Source organism: Mesorhizobium sp. M0037 (genome assembly GCF_040323635.1).
In the GTDB taxonomy this organism is placed as follows: Bacteria; Pseudomonadota; Alphaproteobacteria; order Rhizobiales; family Rhizobiaceae; genus Mesorhizobium.
Map to the genome: position 1 here is coordinate 213,730 of NZ_JAMYVB010000005.1, position 25,095 is coordinate 238,824.

The window sequence follows — 25,095 nt, forward strand, 5'->3', positions numbered from 1 at the left end:
CTTTCCTGTATGGGTGTGTTTTGACGCATGTCGTTGACCCGGAACCGCTGCACACTTCCGGGCGACATGCTCTATCATCTTCGCACAAGCTTCGCGGTCTAGTGTTCCCACGGAATATCATGCTGGGAGCGCTTGAATCGTGCCGCAACAGATCCAGAGCATCATCTCGAATCTCAGGGCATTTGGCGTCAGGCGCCTTGCCATGCTGGCCGGCATTGCCGCATTGGTGATGGCCGTCATCGGCATCGGCTCGGTCTATCTCAACCGCCCGGCCTATGAGACGCTCTATGTCGGGCTCGATCGCTCCGACGTGAACCAGATCGGCCTGGTGCTCGGCGAAGCCGGCATCGGCTTCGACGTCGGCTCCGACGGCACCTCCGTGCTGGTGCCGGCCGGCACCACCGCGCAGGCGCGCATGCTGCTCGCCGAAAAGGGCCTGCCGACCAGCGCCAATGCCGGCTACGAACTGTTCGACAATGTCGGTTCTCTTGGCCTGACCTCCTTCATGCAGCAGATCACCCGCGTGCGCGCGCTGGAAGGCGAGATCGCCCGCACCATCCAGTCGATATCCGGCATCAAGGCCGCCCGCGTTCACATCGTCATGTCCGAGCGCGCCAATTTCCGCCGCGACGAACAGCAACCCTCCGCCTCGGTGGTCATCCGCTATTCCGGCATCGACGCCGAAAAGAGCGCCATGTCGATCCGCCATCTCGTCGCCGCCGCCGTGCCGGGCCTGTCGGCCGACAAGGTTACCGTGCTCGATTCCAACGGCAACCTTCTCGCCGCCGGCGACGATCCCTCCAACACAAGTGCTGCCCGCACGCTCGGCGTCGAGCAGACCGTCGAGGCGCAGATCGGCGACAACATCCGCCGCGCGCTGACGCCTTATCTCGGCCCCGACAATTTCCGCGCCAGCGTCAAGGCCGATGTCAACACCGACACCCGCCAGACCGAAGAGACGATCTTCGATCCGGAGTCACGCGTGGAGCGTTCCGTGCAGTCGGTGCGCGCCAACGAAAACAGCAATCAGAGGCAGGCCTCGACCCCGGCCACCGTCGAGCAGAACCTGCCCGAGACCCAGGCGACCAGCACCGATGGTCCGCAGACGTCATCGGAGAATGATCGCAAGGAGGAGATCACCAATTACGAGATCAACTCCAAGAAGATCGCCACAGTCTCGAACGGCTATTCCGTCACCAAGATGTCGATCGCCGTCGTCGTCAACCAGCAGCGGCTGATGACCATCCTCGGCAAGGACGCCACACCCGAACAGATCGCCAAGCGCGTCGCCGACATCCAGAAAATGGTCGCCTCAGCCACCGGCTTCGACGACAAGCGCGGCGACATCATCGATGTCTCGGCGGTCGAGTTCATCGACGGGCTGGACGGCGAGCCGGTCGAACAGCCGGGCATAATGGCGTCGATCGGAACCCATGCCGGTACGATGATCAACGCCGGCGCGTTCATCGTCGTGGTGTTCCTGGTCGCCTTCTTCGGCCTGAGGCCAATGGCCACCGCGCTGAGCGCGCGGCCGACGCCGGCACTTGCCGGTCCGAGCTTCGACGACGTCCAGCGTTCGCTGCCGACACCCGAAGCCGCCGGCGCCGAACCGGCGCCGGCTGCCTTGCCCGGCAGCCGCCCCGGCCCGACTCCACTCGATGATCTTCGCCAGAAGATCAGGCCGGCGCCACAGGAGCGGCTTGCCCGCATGGTCGACATCAATGAGGAGCGCACCGCGCAGATCCTGCGCAAATGGGCGGCCCAGGAAGCAGCGGTATAGACCATGGCCTCGGCAGCGCTTTTCGACCTTTTGCCGGATTTCGGCGCACGCAGCCAGCGTGCCGGCCAGCCCTCGCTCGCGGCCATGGCCGAGCCAAGGCCGGAGACGTCGGCGCCGCAGGCCGACATCGGCGCGCTGATCGCCGAAGCGGTCATCGATGCCGAAGCCGCCCTTGAAGCCCGCCTTGCCATCGCCCACCAGGCAGCGCTCGAGGCGCAGAGACAGGCCAATGCCGATGAAGCAAAGGCCTTTCTGGAAAGTTTCGGCGGCGATCTCGGCGCGGTCGTCACTGCCCGTATCGAGATCATGGAGGCCAAGGTCAGCGACCTCGTCGGCGCCACCATTGCGCGCATCATTGGCGGCCTTGTCAGCGACGATCTGCAGAAGCGTTCGCTGGAAGCCCTTGCCGGCACGATCCGCGAAGCCGTCGGCGACAGCGAGGCGGTGCGCATCGCCGTGCGCGGACCGCTGTCATTGTTCGAGGCACTGAAGGCTTCGCTCGGCCCACGCGCGGCCAATCTCGATTTCATCGAGGCGCCCGGCTTCGACCTTACCGTCGCCATTGACGAGGCGGTGTTCGAAACCCGCATTGCCGAATGGTCGGCCGCCTTGTCGGAGGCCCTGTCATGCGCGGGGGCCCTATTATGAACGAGTGGACGTCATGAGCGTTGTCGAGGCCGCAGACGCCAGGCACGAGATCATCATCGTGCGGCGCAATCACGACGACCACGACGACGCCCACCATGGCGGCGTCTGGAAGATTGCCTTTGCCGATTTCATGACCGCCATGATGTGCTTCTTCCTCGTCATGTGGCTGATCAACGCCGCCAACGAGCAGACCAAGGCGGCGGTTGCCAGCTACTTCAATCCGGTCAAGCTGGTCGATCGCAACGCCAGCCGCAAGGGCCTCGAAGACCTCGGCGATGGCCCGAGCAAGGTCGGGCTGACGGCGGACGACCCGCGGGACAAGACCAGCAAGGCGGGACAGGACGGCATCGGCGGCGCCGGCACCTCGGACAAGAAGCAATCGAAGGAATCGGCGCCGAAGACCGATCTTTCCGACGAGCATCTGTTTGCCGATCCCTATGCGGTGCTGTCGGAAATCGCCACCGACACCGGCGTCATGCAAAATGTCAGCGAGAAGGGCGATGGCGGCGCGCAGGCGTCCGGCCCGGCTACCGGCGCATCCGGTGGCCAATCCTACCGCGACCCGTTCGCGCCGGATTTCTGGTCGCAGCAGGTGGCTGCACCAGGCGCCGAAGCCACCGCCGAACGCAGCAAGATCGAAGGCGATCCGCTGAAGCCGGGTGACAAGGCGGCACAGACGCAAGTGGCGGAGGTGAAGGCCGTGCCGGCCGCGCCGCCAGTGGCCGCGGCGCCGCTCGAGCCGCTGGCGAAATCCGTTTCCGATAAGCCACTGACCAAGGCTGAAGCCAAGGCAGAGGCCAAGGCTGAAGCAGCGAAGGCCCAGATTGCAAAGGCCGAAGCTGCCGAAGCACAACCCGCACCCAAACCCGAAGCCGCGGAAAAGGCGCCGACGGCCGCCACTGTTAGAGCCGCGGCGCAGGTCAAGCAGGAACTGGCCGAGGCCTTCAAGCCAGGCGACAAATTGCATAATGGCGTCTCCGTCGAAGCCACCGACAAGGGTGTCGTCATTTCGATCACGGACCAGTTCGATTTCGGCATGTTCGAGATCGGATCGGCGGTGCCTAGGCGTGAACTGGTGCTGGCGATGGAAAAGATCGGCCGCATCGTCAACGAGCAGAAAGGCACGATCAGCATCAACGGCCACACCGACGCGCGGCCGTTCCGCAGCGACACTTACGACAATTGGCGGCTGTCCACGGCGCGCGCCCATTCCGCCTATTACATGCTGGTGCGCGGCGGCGTCGACGAGCGCCGCATCACCGAGGTCGCCGGCTTCGCCGATCGCGAGCCGAAAATTGCAGCCGACCCGATGGCGGCCGCGAACCGCCGCATCGAAATCCTGATGGCGACCGACGGATGAGGCGCGCCGCGATCATCGGCCGCGCCGTCGGGCTGCTGCTGCTGAGCGCTGTCCATCCGCCATCGGCCTTCGCCGAGGACGGCTTGCAGCCCTATCAGCTGGTGCGCTCGCTGCAGCTTGTGCAGGACCGCATCGCCGCCGGCGATCACGCCGCGCTGCCGATGCAGGCCAAGCTGCTCGAAATGGCCGACACAAGGCTGCGCGCGGCGGACGCAGATGATTTCAGCGACCCGAAGAATTTTCGCGCCTTGCTGGTCTATGGCATGAGTGGCGGCAACCCCGTCACCGTCGAGGCGGCGGTGTCGCGCGCCAAGACCGACCCGCAAAGCCTGACCATCGCCAAGGGCATCGTCGATTATCTGAACGGCCGGCCGGCGGCTGCGATCGAGGCGCTGAAGCCGATCGATCCGATGACCCTGCCCCCCGATCTCGGTGCCTTTCTGGCGCTGGTCAAGGGCTCGCTTCTCGCCACCGAGCAACCGGTCAGCGCGCTTGCGCTGCTCGACGATGCTCGCCTGCTCAGCCCCGGCACGCTGGTCGAGGAAGCAGCGCTGCGCCGCTCGGTCGGCATCGCCGCCGCGCAAGGCGACGGTGCGCGTTTCGCGCTTGCCTCAACCCAATATGTCGAAGACTACCTCTATTCGCCCTATGCCAGCCAGTTCGCCGACGCATTCGTCTCCGGCGTCATCACGCTGCACATGGCAATCAGCCAGGACAAGCTCGCCGACATCACCGCAATGATGGATCCCGAGCGCGAGAAGGTGATCTATCTGCGCATCGCCCGCCGCGCCGCGATCGACGGCTTTGCCGATCTCTCCGCCTTCGCCTCGGCCAGGGCTGAACGGGGCCGCGACGGCATCCACAATCAGGACGATCCGCGCGCCCAGCTCTATTCCAGCCTGTCCACGGTAACGTCCGGCACCATCGGCGAGGTCCGCGCCAAGCTGGACAAGATCGATCGCAACCAGCTTTCGCAAAGCGACCGCGACCTGCTCGATGCCGCGCAGGCCGTGGCGGGTGAAGTCATCGCCCCGCCGGCGCCGCTGCCTGCCGAAAAGCCCGCACCTGCCGCGGCCAGGCAGGAGCCGGTCAAGACCGCGGCCGTGGAAAGACCCGACGAGCCAGAGCTGCCGCCGGTCGAAGGCGCGATGCCGGAACAGCCAGCCGCCACAACGTCGAGTGAACAGCCCGCAACCGACCAACCGAAGGCGGCAAGTGAGCCGGCCGCGAAGGCACCGAGCACGCCAGAGGCAAAGGCGGCGGAAACGCCTGCAGTGGCCTCGGCCAGCGATGCGGCTCCGGTCGTGCCGGCATCGGTGCCGGCCCCCGCCGCAGTAGAGCCTACCGATCCCACCGACGCCGCCATGGCGAGGACGCGTCACCAGCTCGATTTGATCGACCAGATGCTTGGAGCAGCCCCGAAATGACCACCAATGTTGGCCAGGCCCTGCCGGCTCCCGCGCACGCCGGATCGAAGCAGTCGGCCTCAAACGCCAAAGGTGGCGACAAAAGCTTCGGCGACATGGTGCGCGGCGACGACGATGCGCCGACACCGATAGGCCAGGGAGCAATTGAGGCCGCGTCGCACGAGCTGCATTGGGCCAAACGCAGCCCTGCCGGTCCCGGCAAAAGCGAAATCCCACACACCCAGTCTGGCAAGACGGGGACGAAATCCGCTGCCGGCAAGGCCGCAAAAGAACATGCCGATAGTGGCCCGGACAAACCATCCAACGACGCTGAAGTGGCCGGACGAGACGCGGATGCAGGACCGCTGCAGGATCATTTGCCATTGGTGCTGGCGCTGCACGATATCAGGCATTTCTCAACGGTCCGGACAAGCGGGAACGGCATCGCGACGAATGGACAGACTGGGCAACCGGCGCCCGCTGGCGAGGCCATTTCTGCACAGACGTCGCCTCTGAAGAGACACCGCGCAGCTTCCGGCATTGACGACAGACTCGACACGACGACGCGATCCGAACGGGCCAAGACCGGTACCAGCGTATCAGCACGGGATCAGGGGCAAAAGCTGCCCGCGATCGGGCTCCAGTCCGGCAAACTGCCGCATCAGGATGGTCCGACGCCTCCTCTACCGGCGGACCAGACGGCAAGCGACGTTTCGGCACCCGAGGCAAAACGGTCCGCGCCGTCGGCGAAGTCCGTCGATGGAGCCCATTCCGCGGCATCGTCCACACAGGGAAAACAGCCGCCATTCGCTGCGCGCGTCGACATTGTCGCCGAGCAGAGTTTCCCGGCCCCGGCGCAAAGCCCGATGAACCAGACGACTTCGGCGCTTATCGACGCGCTGGCCTCGGATAGCGGCCTGCGGCAAGCGGTTTCGACGCCGTCGACGACCGCCCAGACGGCCGGTTCTGTTGCCGTTCCGACACATATATTGAAGATCGAGCTTCACCCGGCAGAGCTCGGCATGGTCACCGCCAGTCTCAGGCTTTCCGGAGAACAACTTTCGATAGAATTGAAGCCCGAAACCCATGAGGCTTACCGCCGTCTCGCCACCGACAGCGACGCCATCGTGAAGTCGTTGCGCGGGCTCGGCTTCGATGTCGACAAGGTCACCATCCTGCAACCCTCGATAGCGATCCACGCAGCGGCCCGCAGCGATGCAGCGAACTCGCATATGCCGCAAGGCCGCGACCAGTCCGCTTTTCAGCCCGGAAACTCGAGCGGCAACAATACGGGTTCGGGCGGCCAGCAGTCGGGAAGAAGCCGCAATGATGATGCCCAGGAATTCGGCCGCGCTGGCGCGCCTGCTCGCGAGCGCGCTGGCGACGATATGTTTATCTAGCCTCGCCACCAAGCCGGCCACCGCCGCCACCAACCCTTGCGAGCCCGAGATCTTGCGTGCCGCCGACCGCTATGGCGTGCCCGCCGGCATCCTCTATGCGGTCGGGCTGACCGAGACCGGCAAGAAGGGTAGCTTGCAACCTAACGCCATGAATATAGAGGGAAAAGCGGTATTTCCAAGGAGCCGCACTGAGGCCCTAGCCGCCTTCGAAGCAGCCCGACGTGAGGGCAAGACGCTGATCGACCTCGGCTGCATGCAGATCAACCATCACTATCACGCCGCGCATTTCCGCAGCGTCGACGACATGCTCGACCCGCGCCAGAATGTCGACTATGCCGCGCGCTTCCTGGCCAGCCTGCATGCGCGTCATGTCAGCTGGTCGATGGCCGTCGCCCGCTACCACGCCGGCCCCGACAATGACCCCGCGCAGAAATTCTATGTCTGCCGCGTCATCGCCAATATGGTCGCCACCGGCTTCGGCAAATGGACCCCGAACGCCCGCAACTTTTGCAACCCTTAGGTGAATCATCTCTTGCGAACGGCTGCAAATCCACGCCCGGCGGGTGACGTGCCACGTCACCCGTTCGGCAACCAACGATACAACCTCCTGATTGCGGTTATTTCGATACTCGAAATAACTCCCAAGAAAATAGCTACAAGAAATGACGGTTGTTCAGGATTCCCTGCACCGGTTACGCCTCTTCCCACGGGGCAGATGATCTGATTCGGAGGCGGGGCCGATGATTGTAATCGTTGACGAGCGAGAGCTCGTAACTGAAGGCTATAATTCACTTTTCGATCGTGAGGGCGTTGCCTGTGCAGGCTTCGCGTCCGGTGAATTCGGCGAGTGGGTGACATCGGCCGCCGACACGGATTTGCGATCGGTCCGAGCCTTCCTCATCGGCGACTGCCGCGAAGGCGCCATCTCGCCACGCCAGATCCGCGACCGCACCGGCGCTCCGGTCATTGCGCTGAGCGAACAGCACTCGCTCGAGAATACGCTGCGGCTGTTCGAGAGCGGTGTCGACGACGTCATACGCAAGCCGGTCCATATCCGGGAGATCCTGGCCCGCATCACCGCCATCCGCCGCCGCGCCCATGAGGACGTCAGCTACACCGAGATCGGCGCCATGCGCATCTTCATGGACGGCCGCGATCCCGAGATCGATGGCCAGCCGTTGCCTCTGCCGCGTCGCGAGCGCCGCATCCTCGAATATCTGGCGAGCAACCGCGGACGCCGCGTCACCAAGACCCAGGTCTTCAACGCCATCTACGGCATCTTCGACGAAGAGGTCGAGGAGAACGTCGTCGAGAGCCACATCTCCAAATTGCGCAAGAAGCTGCGCGAAAAGCTTGGTCAGGACCCGATAGATTCCAAGCGCTTCCTCGGCTACCGGCTGGTGTTCTGATGCCGGTCTGCGCCAGCCTCGCGCAAGACAAAAATTATATCCTCGCGACCACAGACATGGGCCCAACGATGTTGGGCATTGAGGAGACGTTTCGATGAGCCTTTACGGAATGATGCGGACCGGCGTTTCCGGCATGAACGCGCAGGCCAACCGCCTTTCGGCCACAGCCGACAACATCGCCAATTCCGACACCACCGGCTACAAGCGATCCTCGGCCGAGTTTTCGACGCTGATCATGCCGCAGGTCGGCGGCGCCTATAATTCCGGCGGCGTAAACACCACCATCCGCTCGGCCATCAGCGCCCAGGGCGTGCTGCAGTACACGACCTCGGTTTCCGACCTTGCGGTCAACGGCAACGGTTTCTTCGTCGTCCAGGACCCCAGCGGAACGCCTTTCCTCACCCGCGCCGGCGCATTCGTTCCCGACGCTCAGGGCAGACTGGTCAACGCCGCCGGCTACCAGCTGATGGCCTACAGCTACGCCAACGGCACACCGGCTGCCACCGCCAACGGTTTCGAAGGGCTGGTGCCGGTCCAGATCTCCGACCAGGAAATGACCGCGACGCCCAGCACCGCGGGCAACTTCAACGCCAATCTGCCGGCCGGCGCCACGCCGCCCGCCGGTCCGCTGCCGTCCACCAACAGCCCGACGGCGGAATACACGTCGAAATCCTCGATGGTCACCTACGACAATCTCGGCAACAAGAAGCTGCTCGACCTCTATTTCACCAACACCGGGACCGGCACCTGGTCGGTCTCTGTGTTCGACCAGTCCCAGGCGACGCCGGGCACATCCTTTCCCTATACGGGCGGCGCGCTGGCCACGGCCAACCTGACCTTCGACACCACCACCGGCAAACTCACCGGCGCCGTCGATTCGATTACCATCCCCGTACCGGGCGGTGCGTCGCTCGACCTCGATTTGTCCAAGCTGACTCAGCTCGGCACCGGCTTCACGGTCTCCGAAGCCAAGGTCAACGGCAACGCGCCCAGCACGATCGAAAAGATCCAGATCGGCGAGGACGGAGTCATTTACGCCCAGTATCAGGACGGCTCGACCAAGCCGCTGTTCAAGATCCCACTGGCCGACGTCCAGAGCGCCGACAACCTCACCGCACTGCCTGGCAATGTCTATGCGCAGTCCACCGACTCCGGCACCGTGCGCATCGGCTTCGCCAATGAAGGCAAGCTCGGCAGCATCATCTCCGGCGCGTTGGAAAATTCCAACGTCGATATCGCCGAGGAATTGACCAACATGATCGCGGCGCAGCGCAGCTACACCGCTAACTCGAAAGTGTTCCAGACCGGTTCCGACCTCATGGATGTCCTTGTCAACCTGAAGAGATAAACGACGGGCGCCAGGGGAATGAACCCAAACCAGAGCAGCGCGGTGCGCGGATTTCGAATTCAAGGCCACACCGGCAAACCGGCCGGGGTGGTCTGGAATTGCAGGTTTCCGAACGCCGACGCCGCCGACAGGGCAGAGACGTCATCCCCTCCCCACTGGCCTCGTGAAAGACCCGCATGTCGCTGACTTCCGCATTGACCATAGCCCAACAGTCGCTTCAGACCACATCGAAGCAGACCAGCGTCCTTTCCCGCAATATTGCCGACGCCAGCAACCCCGACTATGCCCGCCGCACGGCGGTCGTCGTCAGCAGCGCGCCCGGCGCCCGCTCGGTCGAGATCCAGCGCGCCACCAACGCCCTGCTGTTTCGCCAGAACCTTAGCGCGCAATCGGCATGGAGCGGCCAGAGCACGCTTTACAGCGGAATTGACCGCCTCGCCGTTGCCGTCAACGGCGTCGACAACGCCTCCTCTGCCTCGACCGCGATCGGCAAGCTGCAGAACGCGCTGCAGCTTTACGCCGCTACGCCATCCAACCAGAACCTCGGCTCCAGCGTCATCGACGCGGCCCAGCAGGTGGTGCGCGCTCTGAACGACGGCACCAACGCGATCCAGGATTTCCGCACCCAGGCCGATGGCGAGATATCAACGGCGGTTAACGATCTCAACTCGCTGCTTAGTCAGTTCCAGGACGCCAACAAGGCGGTCATCTCCGCAACCCGTTCGGGTACCGACGCATCCGACGCGCTCGACCAGCGCGACGCTTTGCTGAAGAAGATCGCGGACTATGTGCCGGTGTCGACCTTCACGCGTGGCGACAACGACATGGTCATCACCACCAAGGATGGCACGACACTGTTCGAGACCATTCCGCGCTCGGTAAGTTTCACCCCGTCGGCGGGCTACACGGCCGGCACACCAGGCAACACCATCTACATCGACAATGTGCCGGTCAGCGCCGGGGCTGGCGGCAACACCAGCGCCGACGGCAAGCTCGCCGGGCTCATCACCTTGCGCGACGGCGTCGCGGCGACGATGCAGAGCCAGCTCGACGAAGTGGCGCGCGGCCTCATCACCGCCTTTGCCGAAACAGCACCTTCGCAGCCCGACCGAACCGGCCTGTTCACCTGGTCGGGTGCGCCCGCCATTCCGGCCGCCGGCACCCTGATCGACGGGCTTGCCGGCTCGATCAAGGTCAACGCCGCAATGGACTCGAGCGTCGGCGGCAATCCGGTGCTGCTGCGCGACGGCGGCGCCAATGGTGCGGCCTATATCGCCAACACTGCCGGCAACGCCTCCTATTCGCAGCTCTTGATCGGCTATGGCGACAAGCTCGACAAGCCGATGCCTTTCGACGCTGCGGCCGGCATCACCGTCATGACCAGCGTGTCCGACTACGCCGCCAATGCCATTGGCTGGTTCGAAGGCCAGCGCCAGCAGGCCTCGAGCAACGCCGACGCCAAGGAAGCGCTGGCATCGCGCACCGCCGAGGCGCTGTCCAACGACACCGGCGTCAATGTCGACCAGGAGATGTCGCTGCTGCTCGACCTCGAACACACCTATCAGGCCTCGGCGCGCATGATGAAAACCGTCGACGACATGCTGTCGGCCCTGCTCGATGCCGTAGGATAAGCCATGAAAGCCACATCCGTCTCATCAGCCGCCCTCTCCAACGCCGCGCGCTATCAGCAGATGCGCATGCAGGCCGAACTGGTCAAAGCCACCAAGGAATCGACGACCGGCACCGTCGCCGATGTCGGTCTGGCGCTCGGCGCGCGCACCTCGCAGGCGGTCACCTTCTCGCGCGACCTCGACCGGTTGAACGTCATCATCGATTCCAATTCGCTGGTCACCGCGCGGCTGTCCTCGACGCAGGCTGCGCTTGGCCAGCTTTCCGACACTGCGCAGAATTTGCTGACCGCGCTGACCGCCGCCGGCAATTCCTCGAGCACCATCACGCAGCAAGCCGGCAAGGCCGCCGTGCAGCAGATGACCTCTATCCTCAACGCCAGCGTCAACGGCGAATATCTGTTTGCCGGCACCAACACCGACGTCAAGCCGATCGACGATTTCACCGCCGCGGGCTCGCCGGCCAAGGCGGCGTTCGACGCTTCCTTCTCGTCGTATTTCGGCTTCACGCAGGCCGATCCGCTCGCTGCCAACATCACCGCCGCCCAGATGGACGGCTTCATCACCAGCAATGTCTTGCCGCAGTTCATGGGCTCCGGCTGGCAGGCCAACTGGTCGAACGCCACCGACCAGCAGATCGTCAGCCGCATTTCGCTGGGCGAAACCACCCAAACCTCGGCCAGCGCCAATGACGACAGCATCCGCAAGCTCGCCATGGCTTCCGCCCTGATCACCGGCCTGCTGTCCGGCAATATCAGCCAGGCGGCGAAGACCACCGTTGTCGGCCGCGCCCAGGCGATGGTCGGCGAGGCGCTGGGCGGGCTAGGGCAGCTGCAGGCCGAGACCGGCCTTGCCGAGAAGCGGGTCTCCGACGCCAGCGACCGCATGAAGACGCAGGTCGACCTGTTCGAGCGCCATATCCTTGATCTGGAAGGCGTCGACCCCGCCGAGGCAGCCACCCGCGTCGCGGATCTGACGCAGCATATCGAGACGTCCTTCGCGCTGACCGCGCGCCTGCAGCAGATGAGCCTGCTGAACTACCTGACCTGACAATCTCAACCGCAACGGTAGAGCCAAACGATGTACCAATTCTCCTACGCCGACATCCAGACCGACTCCGTTGCCGATGCGAAAGATCGCGAGCGGCAGCTTTTGACCCGCTCGATCGAAATGCTGGCGGCGGCGGCGGCGGTCGGCCACACCTCGATGGAGGCGGTCGAAGCGCTGCACTTCACCAACCGGGTCTGGACCACCTTCGTCGAGGATCTCGGTTCCAGCGACAATGTCCTGCCCAAGGAACTGCGCGCCAACCTCATCTCCATCGGCCTGTGGCTGCTGCGCGAGGCCGAGGACATCCGCCAGGGCCGCACCGACAATTTCGAAGGGCTGATCGAAGTGTCCCAGATCATCCGGGACGGCATTCAATGACCAACACGCTGAAGATATCGCTGAAGCCGAACGAGAAGATCTACATCAACGGCGCCGTCATCCGCGTCGACCGCAAGGTCACCGTCGAGCTGATGAACGACGTACAGTTCCTGCTCGAGAACCATGTCATCCAGGCCGACGATGCCTTGACGCCGCTCAAGCAGCTCTATTTCATCCTGCAGGTGATGCTGATGAACCCGGCCGGCGCCATCGAGGCGCGCGCCATGTTCCGCCGCTCGCTGCCCTTGCTTTTGGCAAGCTTCGAGGATGAGCAGATCAGTGGCGCGCTGAAGCAGATCGACCGCATGGTCGGCGAAGACCATATCTATGAAGCGCTGAAGGCTATCCGTGCGCTTTATCCGCTCGAACGCCGCGCACTTGGCGGCAATGACGATGTTCAGGGTGCGAAGCGCCCGCTGGCCGTGGGAGCACAATACTGATGAATGTGGACATGACGACGACGATCCCCACGGGCGCCAACCAGGGCACCCAGCAGACGTCGAAGACAGCGGTCGACTACCAGTCGTTCCTGAAGCTGTTGATCGCCGAGATGAAGAACCAGGATCCGACGAAACCGATGGATTCGACGCAGTATGTCGCCCAGCTCGCCACCTTCTCGCAGGTAGAGCAATCGGTGCAGACCAACACCAAGCTCGACCAGATCATGCAGTCCTCGGCGCTGTCGCAGGCCGATGCCTTGATCGGCCGCTCGATCACCTCGGCCGACCGCAAGACGACCGGCGTCGTGGCCTCGGTCAAGCTTGCAAGCAACGGCGTGATCGCCGTGTTGCAGAACGGCACCGAAGTGCCGGTCGGCGCGGGCGTTTCGATAAAGCCGGCCAGCTAGACAGTTCCATAGAGGCGCGCTCACATGAACGAGGCCGACGCACTCGACATCGTCCAGTACGCGGTATGGACGGTGCTTGTTGCTTCCGCGCCGGTGGTGCTGGTCGCCATGGTGGTCGGCATCGGCATTGCCCTGATCCAGGCCCTGACCCAGATCCAGGAAATCACCCTGACCTTCGTGCCCAAGATCGTCGCCATCATGCTGGTCGTGGCGCTGACCGGTCCGTTCATCGGCAGCCAGATCTCGGCCTTCACCAACGTCATTTTCGAGCGCATTGAAAACGGGTTCTAGGCAGCGCTTGCAGGCGGCTGTGTTCCGGCTAGATTGCAGGCCATGACTCAGGCAGAACTCACCGGCAGGCCATGTGCGGAATAGCCGGCGTCTGGCGCAAACGAAACCCGATCGACGCCAACGACCTGTCGGATGTCGCCAGCATGATGCAGGCGTTGGTACATCGCGGCCCCGACGATCATGACAGCTGGCACAACAATCGGCTGGCGCTCGGTCACCGCCGACTTACCATCATCGATCCCTCGCCCGCCGCCCGTGAGCCGATGCTGACTTCTTCCGGCGATGGCGTTCTCGTCTACAATGGCGAGGTCTACAATTACCGCTCGCTGCGCGAAACGCTGCAGGCGCAAGGCGTCGTCTTTCGAACCATCTGCGATGCCGAAGTGGTTCTCGAAGCCTTGCATCACTGGGGCCCCGAAAAAGCCGTGCCGCTGTTCGACGGGATGTTTTCCTTCGCCTATTTCGACGCTCGCAGCAGTGCGCTGTGGCTTGCGCGTGACCGTCTTGGAATCAAGCCGATGTCGGTGGCCGACACGCCGGAGCGAATCCTGTTCGCCTCGGAGGACAAGGCGATCCTCGCCTGCGACGGTTTTCCGCGCGACATCGACAGCCGCGAGATCACCTTGCGGCTTGCCTGGCAGAGCCGCGATTCCAGCTACAGCCTGTTCGACCGCATCGAGCGCCTGCCGCCCGCCGGCCTGTGGAAGATCACCGATGGCGTTATCGAGAAGCGCCGCTTCTGGCATGTGCTGGACGTGCTGGAGACCGCGCGCATTACCGGCGATGCATCCGCTGATGCTGAACACATGGCGACGCTCGAGGCGTTGCTCAAGGACAGCGTCGGACTTCACTGCATCGCCGATACCAGCGTTGCCACCGCCTGCAGCAGCGGTGTCGATTCCGGCCTGATAACGGCGCTGGCAAAGCGGTTCAGGCCGGAAGTCCACGGTTATGTCGTCGACCCGCAGCTCGGCAACAGCGAGGCCGAAGACGCCGAACGCACCGGCCGCCATGTCGGCGTGCCCTTGCGCCGGGTGCCGGTCGACAGGAACCGGTTTTTCGAACTTTGGCCAAGGGTAATCTGGCATCTTGAAAGCGATGGCTGGCACGCCAGCCATGTCGCACTGCTGGCGCTTGCCGAACGATGCCGGGCCGATGGCGTCAAGGTGCTGCTCACCGGCGAAGGCGCAGACGAATTGTTTGGCGGCTACCCCTTGCAGGCCTTGAGCATGAAGAAGTGGCGTTCCTGGTCGTGGCCCCGGCGCCTGGTCCATTCGAAGCGCTCGCTCGACCGGAGATTCGAGCAACAGCGTCATGCCCCCTACAAGGTCTCGGCTGGAAGCCACTCACAAATGGATCGCAGCATGGTCCTGCGTGCTTTGTCGCCGGAGCTGAATTTTCTGCAAACCGAGATCTTCGACCGCCTGGAGCCGGTTATGCCGCCCGCGGATCGCGCCTTTCTCGGTAGTTGCCTCTACGACCTCTATTCGCATCTGCAGGACATCCTGCACCGGCACGACCGGCTGAGCATGGCGGCGTCCGTGGAACTGCGGGTCCCGTTCCTGGAAAACCGCCTGATCGACTTCGCCATCCATTTGCCGAGGCGGCAGAAATACCGCGACAAAACAGGAAAATGGCTTTTGCGAAAGGTCGCTGAAAAGCATATTCCGCGCCAGAACGTCCAGGCGCGCAAGATCGGCTTCGAGATGTCGTCGCAATTTTCGGCCGGCACGGAGACTTTGCTACGCGGCGGTTTCCTGCGCGATGCCTTGAAATGGCCCGCCGCGAATTTGGAGGACATGGTCCAGTTGGCGCGGCGCGAGCAACCGTCCAGGCTGCGGCTTGTCGGCATGGAGCTTTTCCTGCGCCTTCACGCCGGCGGCGAGACGACAGGCACGCTGACCGAAGCCTTGCATACCGCTGCCCGGGACAGAAGCTGACTTCGCGCGCGGCCGACAGCCCCGCGCAGTGGACCAATGAGAACATCGCTCTGGGTAGCGGACCATTCCCGGCTGACGTATTTTCGCCTTGCTATCCTGTTGTTGGACCATGATCTTTTTCGAAGACGCGTTCGCCCTTTTGGATGTCGTGCTCTATTTCAAACGGATGCCATGATTGTCGTCCCCGCGGACGAAACCAGCACGTTAAGGTGGGACAGGTCTGATGATCGATGACGAGCCGGACAGCGAACGCGTTTCGGCGCTGGCGCCGTTCCGGCACGGCATCTTCCGCGCCGTCTGGTCGGCCAGCCTGGTGTCGAATTTCGGTGGCCTGATCCAGGGCGTCGGCGCCGCCTGGATGATGACCACCATCGCCACGTCGCCCTATCAGGTGGCGCTGGTCCAGGCCTCGGCCACTCTGCCGATCATGCTGTTTGCACTCGTCGCCGGCGCCATCGCCGACAGCTTCAACCGGCGCAAGGTGATGCTGATCGCCCAAATCTTCATGCTGGTCGTCTCTGCACTTCTAACGCTGTTCACCTGGAACGGCTGGATGACGCCGTGGACGCTGCTTGCCTTCACCTTCCTAATCGACAGCGGCACGGCGCTCAACAACCCGTCCTGGCAGGCATCGGTCGGCGACATGGTGCCGCGCAACAAGCTGCCGGCCGCGGTTGCACTCAATTCACTGGGCTTCAACCTGACACGCAGCGTCGGCCCGGCGATCGGCGGCATCATCGTTGCCGCCGCTGGTGCGGCTGCTGCGTTCGCCGCCAATGCGCTGAGCTATATAGGTCTCATCATCGTGCTCTTCCGCTGGAAGCCGGAGCTGCCGGTCTCGACGCTGCCGCGCGAGACGCTGGGCGCCGCCATGGGCGCCGGCCTGCGCTATGTCGCCATGTCGCCCAACATCGGCAAGGTGCTGGTCAGGGGCTCCGCCTTCGGCTTCAGCGCCGGCGCGGTTTTGGCGCTGCTGCCGCTGGTGGCGCGCGACGTCGTCAAGGGCGATGCCTTGACCTACGGCATCATGCTCGGCGCCTTCGGCATCGGCGCCGTCGGCGGCGCGCTGATAAGCGTGCGTCTCAGACAATTGCTGTCCAGCGAGACGATGGTGCGGATGGCCTTCGCCGGCTTTGCCGTCTGCGCCTTCAATGCCGCCATCAGCCTCAATGCGTGGCAGACTGCGGCGGGTTTGCTCATCGGCGGCGCCTGCTGGGTGATCGCGCTGTCGCATTTCAACGTCACGGTGCAGATGTCGACGCCGCGCTGGGTCGTCGGCCGGGTGCTGTCGGTCTACCAGACGGCGACCTTCGGCGGCATTGCGCTGGGCAGCTGGATCTGGGGCGTCGTTGCCGATGCGCATGGCGCCGAAACCGCGCTGATTGCGGCGGCCATCGCGATGCTTGTTGGCGGCGCCATCGGCCTGTTCCTGCCGCTGCCGCAGCAGACGACTCTCAACCTCGACCCGCTCAACCGCTTCAAGGAGCCGCATCTCGGCCTCGACCTGAAGCCGCGCAGCGGCCCCATCGCCATCATGATAGAGTACATTATCCGCGACGAAGATGTACCCGAATTCCTCGCCACCATGGCCGAGCGCGGGCGCATCCGCCGCCGCGACGGCGCCCGCAACTGGACGCTGGCTCGGGACCTAGAAAATCCCGCAGTCTGGATCGAACACTACCACACGCCGACCTGGCTGGAATACATCCGCCACAACCGGCGCGCCACCCATGCCGACGCCGTCGTCGGCGAGCGGGTGCGGGCGCTGCACAGCGGCGACGAACCGCCGCGCGTGCGCCGCCTGATCGAGCGCCCGACGACCGCCGGCACCGCGCTGGTCTCGCCGAAGGGGCCGATCGATCACTGAGCTCGCCATAGCCGTAGCGCCGGTCAGCCGGCGCTCTGGATCATGTAGAGCTTGCGCGTGGTCTCGCGTATCAGCCACTCGCCCTTCCAGCCCTGCGGCAGGACGAGGAGATCGCCCGGACCGAGTTCCCGCACCTCGCCATCGATGCGGCTCAGTTCCACGCGCCCCGAAATGATGTGGCAGATCTCCGACGAGTCCGAACGATCGGCGGTGAAGCGGCCGGGCGTGCATTCCCAGATGCCGACATCGACAGTCCCGTCCGGCGATTGAAAGAACGAGCGCACGGCCTCGACCTGATCGCCTTCAATCGAGCTTGGCTTAGGAGAGAACGCGCCGATCTCGGCCTTGGCGAGATCGTGGAAGGTCGAAAGATCGATCAAGTCTAGCTCCATGGATAAGAGCAATTCCAGGAAAGGGGTCTGCCCCGGAATTGCGTGAGAACAAATGGCTTTAGTGGCCGGTGATGCTGTCGGCCAACGCGGCCAGCTTCGAGGTGCGCGCAAGCCCTGCCGCCTCGCGGCCATCGGCAATGCGATAAAGCTGGTACATCGAATGCACGCCCAGCCAGCGGAAGGGCTCCGGTTCCCATGGCCTGACCTTGCGGTTGACCCAGGGCAGCTTCGTCAGCTCGGTGTTTGCCCCGAGAACAAGGTCAGCCAGCGTGCGCCCCGAAAGGTTGGAGCTGGACACGCCGAGGCCGACATAGCCGCCGGCCCAGCCGATGCGGGTCGCGGGGTCGAGGCCGACCGTGGTGCACCAGTCGCGCGGCACGCCGAGCACGCCGCACCAGGCGTGATCGATGCGGCATCCCTTGGTCTGCGGCAAGAGCGTCGTCAGGATCGTGTGCAGCTGGTCGATCGTGGCCTGCTGCGTCTGGCCGTTGACGTCGGTGCGCGAGCCGTAGCGATAAGGCACGCCGCGTCCGCCCATCGTGATGCGTCCCTCACGCGTGCGCTGGGCATAGCAATAGGCATGCGCCGCATTGCCGAGCAGTTCGTGCCCTTCCCAACCGATGTCGCGCCACAGGTCGGGCGGCAGCGGCTCGGTCACGATCTGCGCGCTGTTGAGCGCCAGCCAGGTCCGCTCCTCGCCGGGGATGCCTGATGTAAAACCCTCGGTCGCGCGGATGATCGTCTCCGCCTGCACCGTACCGCGGTCTGTCGTCACGCTGCCCTTGGCGATGCTTGTCACCGTCGTCTTCTCATAGATCGGCACGCCCAGCCGCTCGGCGGCATCGGCAAGCCCACGCACCAGCTTGGCCGGCTGCACCCGCGCCTGGCCATGCACGACGAAGCCGCCCATGACGTTACGGATGTTGATGCGCGTGCGCGTTGAGGCGGCGTCCAGCATCTCGACGCGGTTCGGGTCGACATCCCAGGAACGGATCGTCTCGCATTCTTCGCGCACGCGCTCCAACTGCGCTGCGTTGGTGGCCACCGTCAGATTGTCGACGCGGCGAATGTCGGCGTCGATGCCTTCCTCGGTCGCGACCCGGATCACTTCGTCGACGCAGCCTGCCATCGCAGCCTGCATCGCCATCACGCCTTGGCGGCTCGATGTCTTGAGATATTTTTCGCGCGACCAGCTGAAGCCGCCCGACAGCCAGCCGCCATTGCGCCCCGAAGCGCCGAAGCCGGCAAATTCGCGCTCGACGATCACGACGCGCAGCGATGGCTTCGCCTTTTTCAGATAGTAGGCGGTCCACAGGCCGGTATAGCCGGCGCCGACAATGGCGACATCGGCCTCGATGTTTCCAGGCAAGGGCGGGCGCGGAACGGGAACCGCCCCCAGATCCGCATACCAGAACGATATGTCGCCGTTGCGCTTGGCTTGCATGGAATGACTTTCAGATGGGATCAGGCCAGATGGGATCAGGTGAGTGTGGTGTCGGCGCTTGCGTCGTCCGCCAGCAGCTTGGCATCGCTGCCGTCGAAGCAGAGCTCGACCTTGTCGCCGAGGCCAAAACTCTCGCCGGTCAGTGGTGAGCGCACGATCGCGGCCGAGCCGTCGGCGAGCTTAACTTCGTATTTCGATTCCGAGCCGAGATAGATGGCTTCCGCGATCGTCCCCGACAGGCGGTTGGCGCCATTGGCAGCACTTTGGCCGGCTCTTCGGATCGCGAGCTTTTCGGGACGCAGCAGCATCACCGGACTGGCTTCTCCCGACAGCTTACGCGGTACCGTCACCGTCTCGCCGGCGATGCTCAGCGCGGTGCTGTTGCCATCGCTGCGCGCCTTGCCGCGCAGCACGGTGGAATCGCCGATGAAGCGGCCGACGAACAGCGTTGCCGGCTCGTCATAGAGCTGGCGGCCGGTGCCGACCTGCTCGATGCGCCCGCGGTTGAACACGGCGATGCGGTCCGACAGCACCAGCGCCTCTTCCTGATCGTGCGTGACATAGACGAAGGTGGTGCCGAGTTCGCGATGGATGCGCTTGATCTCGAGCTGAAGCCATTCGCGCAGCTTCTTGTCGAGCGCGCCGAGCGGCTCGTCCATCAGGAGCAGCGGCGGGTCGAAGACGATGGCGCGTGCCAACGCCACGCGCTGCTGCTGGCCGCCCGACAATTCGCTGGGATAGCGATGCGCGAAATCGCCCATCTTGACCATGTCGAGCGCCCTTGCCACGCGTGTCTGCCTCGTCGCCTGGTCGACGCCGCGAAGCGTCAGCGGATAGGCGACGTTGCGGCCGACGCTCATATGCGGGAACAGCGCGTAATGCTGGAAGACGACGCCGATGTTGCGCTTGTGCGCCGGCACGCCGACGACGCTTTTTTCCCCGACCAGAAGCTTGCCGCTGGTGACATCGGTGAAACCGGCAATCACGTTGAGCGTCGTCGTCTTGCCCGAGCCGCTGGGGCCGAGCAGCGTCATGAACTCGCCGGGCTCGATGCGCAGCGACACGCCGTCCAGCGCCTTGAAGCCGCCATAGGCCTTGCTGATCGCTTCGAGATCGATCGCCGCGCCCTTGCTTGTCGGCTTCGGATTCATTGGCGTCCTTTCCGCTCGCGGCCAAGAAGGAGCATGCCGCCGCCGATCAGGATCGTGGTCGCGAAAAGCAGGATCGTGCCGACAGCCGCCACCGTCGGATCGGCGTCGCGCGTGATCGAGGCAAAAATCTGCACCGGCAATGTCTTGAGATAGGCGTTCGTGATGAACAGCGACACGACAATCTCGTCGAACGAGGTGGCGAAAGCGAACAGCAGGCCTGAGAGCACGCCCGGCGCGATCAGCGGCAGCGTCACCGTGCGAAACGTGGTCAGTGCGCCGGCGCCCAGGCTCGCGGCGGCTGTCTCCAGCCGGCGGTCGAACACTTCGAGACTGGCCGAGACCGCGATCAGCACGAAGGGCAGCGCAAGGATGGTGTGGGCCAGCACGAAGCCGAGCAGCGTGCCGACGAGCTGCGTGTCGAGATAGACGGCATAGATGCCGATCGCCAGCACCACGCCCGGCACCACCATCGGCGTCAGCATCAGCATACGCAAAAGGTTCGCCGGCCGCGCCTTCATGCGGTCGAGGCCGAAGGCGGCAAGCGTGCCGAGCACCGTTGCCAGGACGGCAACGATGGAGGCGACTTTCAGCGAGTTCAGGAAGCTGTTCGACCAGTCCGGATTGGTGGCGAAATTCTGGTACCACTGCCAGGAAAAGCCTTGCGGCGGAAACGCCAGCGATTTGATTTCGTTGAACGACATCGGCACCACGACCAGCGTCGGCGCCACCAGCCATATCGCCACCAGCAGGCAGACGAGCCCGAGAAGAACGCGGGTGAGCGGCTTCATCTCCATCAGCGCCGCCCCGCTTCCCGATGACTGGACCGCATCACAGGTGCTGCCAGCGCCAGCAGCACGAAGGTGGTGACCAGCAGAACGACGCCCATGGCGCCGCCCCTGCCCCATTGCAGCAGGCTGAGCACCTGCGTCTGCACCAGCGTCGACAGCATGGTCGAGCGCGGGCCGCCGAGCAAAGCAGGCGTGATGTAGAAGCCGAGCGACAGGATGAAGACGATGATCGCGCCGGCATAGACGCCGGGCAGCGACAGCGGCAGATAGACGGTGAAGAACGCGCGCGACGGCCGCGCACCGAGGCTTTGCGCCGCACGCATCAGCCTGAGGTCGATGCCTTGCATCACGGAATAGAGCGGCAGGATCATGAACGGCAACAGCACCTGCGCCATGCCGATGACCACGCCGGTCTGGGTGCGGATCAGCTTGACGCCGCCGAACCCGACCGAGCGCAGCAACGAATTGATGACGCCCGAATCCTGCAGCAGGATCACCCATGACAGCGTTCGCACCACACCACTCACCCAGAACGGGATCAGCACGCAAAGCACAAGCACCAGCCGGACGCGCGGCCCGACCGCGGTCATCAGATAGGCATAGGGATAGGCCGCGATGACGCAGACCAGCGTCACCCAGGCCGAAATGACGAAAGTCCGCTGCAGCACTGTCAGGTTGACCGGCGCGCCGAAGAACCAGGCATAGTTCTGCAGCCCCCACTCAGGTTCCGACAGGCTGCGCAGCACGATGGTGAGCAGCGGATACCCGATCACCGCGACGAGCAGGATGAGCGCCGGCGCCGTGAGCGCGAACGGCCGCCATGCCCGACCCGGCCGCGCATGGGCGGCGGGTTGGGCGATGGGTTCGGACGCGCTCACGGCCTGGCTCTCACTTGGCTGTTCAGTTGCCTGCCATCAGCGCCGACCACTTCTCCTGCGCCACCGGGAAGTTCTCGACCCAGAACTTGATGTTCTGCTTGTAACCCTGCTTCTGGCGCTCGGGCGTGTTGGTCAGGAAGGCGGCGACCGACGCATCGACCTTGGGCTGCGCGTCATTGTTGATCGGCGTATAGGAGGTCTGCTGCGCCAGGATCTCCTGCGCCCCCTTGCCGAGATAGGCATTGAGCAGCGCATAAGCCGCATCCGTATCCTTGACGCCGACCGGAATGGTCATCTGGTCCATCACCACCAGCCAGTCCTGCCAGGCCGGCGCATATTTGGCGCCGTTCTTCACCGCCGTCATGGCACGTCCGGTCCACATCATCAGCATGTCGGCTTCGCCAGATTCGGCAAGCTGCTGCGACTCAGCGCCGGTCTTCCAATAGATCGTGTCGGGACCGAGCTTGCGGATGACATCGATGGCCTTGTCGATGTCGGCCGCCGTCATCGCCTTCGGGTCGCCGCCAGACGCCTTCAACGCCTGCTCCAGCAGGCCGCCCGTCGGGTCGCCCGAACCGTCGAGCGCGCGCGTGCCGGGGAATTTTGCCGTGTCGAAGAAATCGGCCCAGTTCTTGGGCGGGTTATCCCCATACTTCTCCTTGTTGTACATCAGCACGACGCCGTAGTTCATGGCCGGCACCGAGCATTCGCCGACCTGGCCCTCGGGCACCTTGGAGACGTCAAGCTTGCTGAAATCAAGCTTCTGGAACAGCTTGCCGCAATAGACGTAAGGCGGCAGGTCGGCGGTGTCGACGACGTCCCAGGTGACGTTGCCGGATTCGACCTGCGCCTGCAGCTTGGCGATCTCTGTCGGCCCGTCATTGAGCAGCGTGGCGCCGGACTTTTCGACGAACTCCTTGAGCGCGGCGGCCTGGCCGTCCTGGTAGATGCCGCCATAGGAGACGAGCGTCAGCGTCTTGCCCTTGAGCGAGCCTTCCTTGACCTCACCCGCGACAGGCTTTTCCTGCGCGAACGCTGCGGTTGCCAGAACGCCGAGCGCCAGCACGGCGCCAAGGCCAAGATGTCTTGTTTTCAGCATGATTATTGTTCTCCCATTTGACCCGCATGGATTGAACCTACCTGGCTGCGAGCGGTTTCCAGGCCCTGTATTGATCGAGTTCGGCGCGCACCGAAGTCGGTGGCGCAATGATCCACATCACCTCGGCTCGGCCACTGCCGATGTTCTCTGAGCGATGTGCTGTCGATGTCGCGTATTCGATGCTGTCGCCCTCTTCCAGCACATGCCTGACATCGCCGAGCGAAACCTCGACGATGCCGCGCAGCACGACGAGCATCTCGTGCGCGTCGCCATGGGTGTAGAGCGCTGGGCCGGTCGAGCCGCCGATTTCGAACTCGCCGACATAGACTTCCATGTCGCTTAAAGGGGGACGCGAGAGCAGCATCTTGCGGCAGCCGTCGCTGGGCGGCAGGCTCGGCCGCTCGCTGCGCAGCAAGACCCCGCGCTGCCCGGCGGCACTATCCTCGAACAGCATCGCCACGCTTACACCCAGCGCCGAGGCCATCTGGTTGAGCGAGGCGGTGCTGGCGCCGGTCAGGCCGCGCTCGAGCTGGCTGATGAAGCTGGCGCTGGTCCCGGTCAGCTCGGCGAGTTCGCGCAGCGAAAGCCGCCGGCCGAGACGCAGGCTCTTCAGCCGCTGGCCCAGCATCTGATGGGCATGCGTCGCCGTCGAGGCGACGCCATTCTTGACCGGAGCCTGGTCGGTGCTCATCCCGTCTTTTTCTCCCACTGAACAATTTGTACAGTGACACTGTACACGTGGCAAGCGCCGAGTAGGGACATTTAAGATGCCGGCCGAGGCCTAGTCTTCGCCCGGTCGCGCCGCGCCTTGTCGAGTTCCTCCGCGTAGCGCCGCATCAGATGGCCCTCGGTCAAAAGCCCGACAACGGCCCGGTTGTCGAAATTCTCGACCACCGCCAGTTCCTCGGCGACGGCGCGCTGGATGGTTTCGGCGGTGGACCGGACGTTCATGGTCGGCACCAGCACCGCATGCCGGAATTTGGCCGGCGCCAGCACCGGCGTCTCACCATCGGACGGATCGCTGTGCAGTTCGGCGACGATCAGCACGCCGACATAATGCCGGCTGCTTGCGGCGCCATTCTGGCGCTGAGGCGCAGTCAGGCTTGCCGCCCCGCTTCAATTCCCCGCGAGCGTGTCGAGGTATATGAGCGATCGCTTACGCAATCGACGCAGCTGTGTTATTTTTGGCCGTCTCTATTTCCCTCAAGGAGGAGAAGATGAGTGCGCGGGGATTTTTTTCATTAGCTGTTGGCATGATTTTTTTGAGCTCGTCTGCGGTGAGCAATTCAAGCATGGATATGCCGGTTAGGTCTGTTGTGTCACACCCGATGTCTCTTTTTTTGGCGGGAGGCAATCCGGAAAACCAAAGCCGGCCGGCAAAGGAATTTATCCAGACTGCACAACAAGATGTTTGCTGTCCCGGCGGCTACCCTTGGTATCGCAATTCGACGAACACCTGCTACGGCAGCTATGAAGACTGCCACGATACCGATGGCGGCGGATGGTCCTGCAGACAGGTCAACGCCTGCTAGATTTTCTTGGGCCCACGCCTTCTTGACTGTGCCCGGTCCTCAGATCGGCTTCGGCTCGCCGGCCTCATAGAGCATGAGGTTGCGCTCGCCTATGCCGAGCGATGCCCAGCTCGCCCGCCAATCGGCGATGTGAGGCGAGCGGAAATGCGCGTCGAGCGCGGCCCTGTCGCTCCACACCTCGGTTACATGGATGAGCCCGACGTCGAGCACGTCCTGCGCGTAGGAGTATTCGATGCAGCCGGGCTCCGCACGGCTGCCCAGTATCATGCGCCGCATGGCCGGCCTTGCCTCGTCGAGCAGTTGCGCAGGCAGGCGAATGGTGCCGATGATCACCAGCATGATCTCTCTCCTCAAGGCCTCTGTCGTCCTGGCAAGTAACCAGTCCTCCCACCCTCGCGCAAGCTTGACCGGTTAGGCTCGAAGGGCTGTCGCGTGCTCGGCAGGCTTGTGATTGGGGAC

General features: G+C 64.0%; 26 protein-coding genes. 17 read left to right on the plus strand and 9 right to left on the minus strand.

Annotation, left to right across the window (positions count from 1 at the left end; genetic code table 11):
* Positions 1 to 139 precede the first annotated feature (139 nt).
* The 16 genes from fliF (at position 140) to NKJ78_RS11100 (ending at position 17,352) form a co-directional block, all read left to right on the plus strand.
* Entirely contained in the window at positions 140 to 1,780 is a 1,641-nt protein-coding gene (gene fliF, locus NKJ78_RS11025) for a flagellar basal-body MS-ring/collar protein FliF (protein WP_023683301.1), read from the plus strand.
* Positions 1,781 to 1,783: 3 nt separating this feature from the next.
* Positions 1,784 to 2,428: a hypothetical protein gene (locus tag NKJ78_RS11030; RefSeq protein ID WP_023737675.1), complete on the plus strand. Its 645-nt coding sequence runs from the start codon at positions 1,784 to 1,786 to the stop codon at positions 2,426 to 2,428.
* A gap of 13 nt (positions 2,429 to 2,441) precedes the next feature.
* Positions 2,442 to 3,788, plus strand: coding sequence for a MotB family protein (locus tag NKJ78_RS11035; RefSeq protein ID WP_023737674.1), 1,347 nt, complete (start codon positions 2,442 to 2,444; stop codon positions 3,786 to 3,788).
* Complete coding sequence (locus NKJ78_RS11040; RefSeq protein ID WP_023737673.1) at positions 3,785 to 5,215, plus strand: MotC family chemotaxis protein; 1,431 nt, start codon at positions 3,785 to 3,787, stop codon at positions 5,213 to 5,215. The genes NKJ78_RS11035 and NKJ78_RS11040 overlap by 4 nt, the downstream gene beginning before the upstream one ends.
* On the plus strand, positions 5,212 to 6,594 hold the full coding sequence (gene fliK / locus NKJ78_RS11045) for a flagellar hook-length control protein FliK (RefSeq protein WP_023737672.1): 1,383 nt from the start codon (positions 5,212 to 5,214) through the stop codon (positions 6,592 to 6,594). The genes NKJ78_RS11040 and fliK overlap by 4 nt, the downstream gene beginning before the upstream one ends.
* Positions 6,527 to 7,114: a transglycosylase SLT domain-containing protein gene (locus NKJ78_RS11050; RefSeq protein WP_444848970.1), complete on the plus strand. Its 588-nt coding sequence runs from the start codon at positions 6,527 to 6,529 to the stop codon at positions 7,112 to 7,114. Before fliK ends, NKJ78_RS11050 begins: the two co-directional genes overlap by 68 nt.
* Positions 7,115 to 7,334: 220 nt before the next feature.
* Positions 7,335 to 8,003, plus strand: a complete 669-nt coding sequence (locus NKJ78_RS11055; RefSeq protein WP_023683295.1) for a response regulator transcription factor — start codon at positions 7,335 to 7,337, stop codon at positions 8,001 to 8,003.
* A gap of 94 nt (positions 8,004 to 8,097) precedes the next feature.
* On the plus strand, positions 8,098 to 9,351 hold the full coding sequence (locus tag NKJ78_RS11060; RefSeq protein ID WP_023691731.1) for a flagellar hook protein FlgE: 1,254 nt from the start codon (positions 8,098 to 8,100) through the stop codon (positions 9,349 to 9,351).
* A 176-nt stretch (positions 9,352 to 9,527) separates the two neighbouring features.
* A complete protein-coding gene (flgK, locus tag NKJ78_RS11065) occupies positions 9,528 to 10,982 on the plus strand; it encodes a flagellar hook-associated protein FlgK (protein ID WP_352562433.1) in 1,455 nt (484 codons plus the stop codon).
* Between the two features lie 3 nt (positions 10,983 to 10,985).
* Positions 10,986 to 12,029 (plus strand): flagellar hook-associated family protein, encoded by a 1,044-nt coding sequence (locus NKJ78_RS11070; RefSeq protein ID WP_023671892.1) that lies wholly within the window; start codon positions 10,986 to 10,988, stop codon positions 12,027 to 12,029.
* A gap of 30 nt (positions 12,030 to 12,059) precedes the next feature.
* A complete protein-coding gene (gene flaF / locus NKJ78_RS11075) occupies positions 12,060 to 12,407 on the plus strand; it encodes a flagellar biosynthesis regulator FlaF (protein ID WP_023671893.1) in 348 nt (115 codons plus the stop codon).
* Complete coding sequence (gene flbT / locus NKJ78_RS11080) at positions 12,404 to 12,847, plus strand: flagellar biosynthesis repressor FlbT (protein WP_023671894.1); 444 nt, start codon at positions 12,404 to 12,406, stop codon at positions 12,845 to 12,847. Before flaF ends, flbT begins: the two co-directional genes overlap by 4 nt.
* Complete coding sequence (flgD, locus tag NKJ78_RS11085) at positions 12,847 to 13,254, plus strand: flagellar hook assembly protein FlgD (protein ID WP_352459804.1); 408 nt, start codon at positions 12,847 to 12,849, stop codon at positions 13,252 to 13,254. The genes flbT and flgD overlap by 1 nt, the downstream gene beginning before the upstream one ends.
* Before the next feature lie 24 nt (positions 13,255 to 13,278).
* Positions 13,279 to 13,545, plus strand: coding sequence for a flagellar biosynthesis protein FliQ (gene fliQ, locus NKJ78_RS11090; protein WP_023671896.1), 267 nt, complete (start codon positions 13,279 to 13,281; stop codon positions 13,543 to 13,545).
* 71 nt (positions 13,546 to 13,616) lie between these two features.
* Positions 13,617 to 15,485: an asparagine synthase (glutamine-hydrolyzing) gene (gene asnB, locus NKJ78_RS11095; protein WP_023691732.1), complete on the plus strand. Its 1,869-nt coding sequence runs from the start codon at positions 13,617 to 13,619 to the stop codon at positions 15,483 to 15,485.
* 223 nt (positions 15,486 to 15,708) lie between these two features.
* On the plus strand, positions 15,709 to 17,352 hold the full coding sequence (locus NKJ78_RS11100) for an MFS transporter (protein ID WP_023671898.1): 1,644 nt from the start codon (positions 15,709 to 15,711) through the stop codon (positions 17,350 to 17,352).
* 23 nt (positions 17,353 to 17,375) lie between these two features.
* On the opposite strand, the gene NKJ78_RS11105 is transcribed toward NKJ78_RS11100, so the two are convergent.
* The 8 genes from NKJ78_RS11105 to NKJ78_RS11140 all read right to left on the minus strand — a co-directional run bounded on the left by NKJ78_RS11105 (position 17,376) and on the right by NKJ78_RS11140 (position 24,151).
* Positions 17,376 to 17,744 carry a cupin domain-containing protein gene (locus tag NKJ78_RS11105; protein WP_081725355.1) on the minus strand — a complete coding sequence of 123 codons (369 nt, stop codon included), beginning with the start codon at positions 17,742 to 17,744 and terminating at the stop codon, positions 17,376 to 17,378.
* 58 nt (positions 17,745 to 17,802) lie between these two features.
* The gene (locus tag NKJ78_RS11110) at positions 17,803 to 19,188 is read right to left on the minus strand and encodes an NAD(P)/FAD-dependent oxidoreductase (protein WP_352459802.1); all 1,386 of its coding nucleotides are present in this window, start codon (positions 19,186 to 19,188) and stop codon (positions 17,803 to 17,805) included.
* Positions 19,189 to 19,223: 35 nt separating this feature from the next.
* Positions 19,224 to 20,339 (minus strand): ABC transporter ATP-binding protein, encoded by a 1,116-nt coding sequence (locus NKJ78_RS11115; protein ID WP_023686365.1) that lies wholly within the window; start codon positions 20,337 to 20,339, stop codon positions 19,224 to 19,226.
* Entirely contained in the window at positions 20,336 to 21,133 is a 798-nt protein-coding gene (locus NKJ78_RS11120) for an ABC transporter permease (RefSeq protein ID WP_352459801.1), read from the minus strand. Before NKJ78_RS11120 ends, NKJ78_RS11115 begins: the two co-directional genes overlap by 4 nt.
* A complete protein-coding gene (locus NKJ78_RS11125; protein WP_023691735.1) occupies positions 21,133 to 22,005 on the minus strand; it encodes an ABC transporter permease in 873 nt (290 codons plus the stop codon). The genes NKJ78_RS11120 and NKJ78_RS11125 overlap by 1 nt, the downstream gene beginning before the upstream one ends.
* 22 nt (positions 22,006 to 22,027) lie before the next feature.
* Positions 22,028 to 23,104, minus strand: coding sequence for an extracellular solute-binding protein (locus NKJ78_RS11130; protein WP_023728389.1), 1,077 nt, complete (start codon positions 23,102 to 23,104; stop codon positions 22,028 to 22,030).
* Positions 23,105 to 23,141: 37 nt separating this feature from the next.
* Positions 23,142 to 23,795, minus strand: coding sequence for a helix-turn-helix domain-containing protein (locus tag NKJ78_RS11135; protein ID WP_027049833.1), 654 nt, complete (start codon positions 23,793 to 23,795; stop codon positions 23,142 to 23,144).
* A 71-nt stretch (positions 23,796 to 23,866) separates the two neighbouring features.
* The gene (locus tag NKJ78_RS11140) at positions 23,867 to 24,151 is read right to left on the minus strand and encodes a hypothetical protein (RefSeq protein ID WP_023671906.1); all 285 of its coding nucleotides are present in this window, start codon (positions 24,149 to 24,151) and stop codon (positions 23,867 to 23,869) included.
* Positions 24,152 to 24,321: 170 nt separating this feature from the next.
* Between NKJ78_RS11140 and NKJ78_RS11145 the strand changes: the two genes are divergently transcribed.
* Positions 24,322 to 24,636, plus strand: a complete 315-nt coding sequence (locus tag NKJ78_RS11145) for a hypothetical protein (RefSeq protein WP_155921527.1) — start codon at positions 24,322 to 24,324, stop codon at positions 24,634 to 24,636.
* 39 nt (positions 24,637 to 24,675) lie between these two features.
* Here the strand turns inward: NKJ78_RS11145 and NKJ78_RS11150 are convergent, their stop codons facing one another.
* On the minus strand, positions 24,676 to 24,975 hold the full coding sequence (locus tag NKJ78_RS11150) for a putative quinol monooxygenase (protein ID WP_023671907.1): 300 nt from the start codon (positions 24,973 to 24,975) through the stop codon (positions 24,676 to 24,678).
* Positions 24,976 to 25,095 lie beyond the last annotated feature (120 nt).

Excerpts from the sequence above, each read along its gene's own strand:
- NKJ78_RS11105 (WP_081725355.1), bottom strand. The coding sequence starts at position 17,744 with ATGGAGCTAGACTTGATCGATCTTTCGACCTTCCACGATCTCGCCAAG.
- NKJ78_RS11055 (WP_023683295.1), top strand. The coding sequence starts at position 7,335 with ATGATTGTAATCGTTGACGAGCGAGAGCTCGTAACTGAAGGCTATAAT.
- NKJ78_RS11135 (WP_027049833.1), bottom strand. The coding sequence starts at position 23,795 with ATGAGCACCGACCAGGCTCCGGTCAAGAATGGCGTCGCCTCGACGGCG.
- NKJ78_RS11030 (WP_023737675.1), top strand. The coding sequence starts at position 1,784 with ATGGCCTCGGCAGCGCTTTTCGACCTTTTGCCGGATTTCGGCGCACGC.
- NKJ78_RS11150 (WP_023671907.1), bottom strand. The coding sequence starts at position 24,975 with ATGCTGGTGATCATCGGCACCATTCGCCTGCCTGCGCAACTGCTCGAC.
- NKJ78_RS11060 (WP_023691731.1), top strand. The coding sequence starts at position 8,098 with ATGAGCCTTTACGGAATGATGCGGACCGGCGTTTCCGGCATGAACGCG.
- NKJ78_RS11040 (WP_023737673.1), top strand. The coding sequence starts at position 3,785 with ATGAGGCGCGCCGCGATCATCGGCCGCGCCGTCGGGCTGCTGCTGCTG.
- fliK (WP_023737672.1), top strand. The coding sequence starts at position 5,212 with ATGACCACCAATGTTGGCCAGGCCCTGCCGGCTCCCGCGCACGCCGGA.
- NKJ78_RS11145 (WP_155921527.1), top strand. The coding sequence starts at position 24,322 with ATGAGTGCGCGGGGATTTTTTTCATTAGCTGTTGGCATGATTTTTTTG.
- fliQ (WP_023671896.1), top strand. The coding sequence starts at position 13,279 with ATGAACGAGGCCGACGCACTCGACATCGTCCAGTACGCGGTATGGACG.
- flaF (WP_023671893.1), top strand. The coding sequence starts at position 12,060 with ATGTACCAATTCTCCTACGCCGACATCCAGACCGACTCCGTTGCCGAT.
- NKJ78_RS11110 (WP_352459802.1), bottom strand. The coding sequence starts at position 19,188 with ATGCAAGCCAAGCGCAACGGCGACATATCGTTCTGGTATGCGGATCTG.
- NKJ78_RS11115 (WP_023686365.1), bottom strand. The coding sequence starts at position 20,339 with ATGAATCCGAAGCCGACAAGCAAGGGCGCGGCGATCGATCTCGAAGCG.
- NKJ78_RS11100 (WP_023671898.1), top strand. The coding sequence starts at position 15,709 with ATGATCGATGACGAGCCGGACAGCGAACGCGTTTCGGCGCTGGCGCCG.
- flgD (WP_352459804.1), top strand. The coding sequence starts at position 12,847 with ATGAATGTGGACATGACGACGACGATCCCCACGGGCGCCAACCAGGGC.
- flbT (WP_023671894.1), top strand. The coding sequence starts at position 12,404 with ATGACCAACACGCTGAAGATATCGCTGAAGCCGAACGAGAAGATCTAC.
- NKJ78_RS11120 (WP_352459801.1), bottom strand. The coding sequence starts at position 21,133 with ATGGAGATGAAGCCGCTCACCCGCGTTCTTCTCGGGCTCGTCTGCCTG.
- NKJ78_RS11035 (WP_023737674.1), top strand. The coding sequence starts at position 2,442 with ATGAGCGTTGTCGAGGCCGCAGACGCCAGGCACGAGATCATCATCGTG.
- NKJ78_RS11130 (WP_023728389.1), bottom strand. The coding sequence starts at position 23,104 with ATGCTGAAAACAAGACATCTTGGCCTTGGCGCCGTGCTGGCGCTCGGC.
- asnB (WP_023691732.1), top strand. The coding sequence starts at position 13,617 with ATGTGCGGAATAGCCGGCGTCTGGCGCAAACGAAACCCGATCGACGCC.
- flgK (WP_352562433.1), top strand. The coding sequence starts at position 9,528 with ATGTCGCTGACTTCCGCATTGACCATAGCCCAACAGTCGCTTCAGACC.
- NKJ78_RS11070 (WP_023671892.1), top strand. The coding sequence starts at position 10,986 with ATGAAAGCCACATCCGTCTCATCAGCCGCCCTCTCCAACGCCGCGCGC.
- NKJ78_RS11050 (WP_444848970.1), top strand. The coding sequence starts at position 6,527 with ATGCCCAGGAATTCGGCCGCGCTGGCGCGCCTGCTCGCGAGCGCGCTG.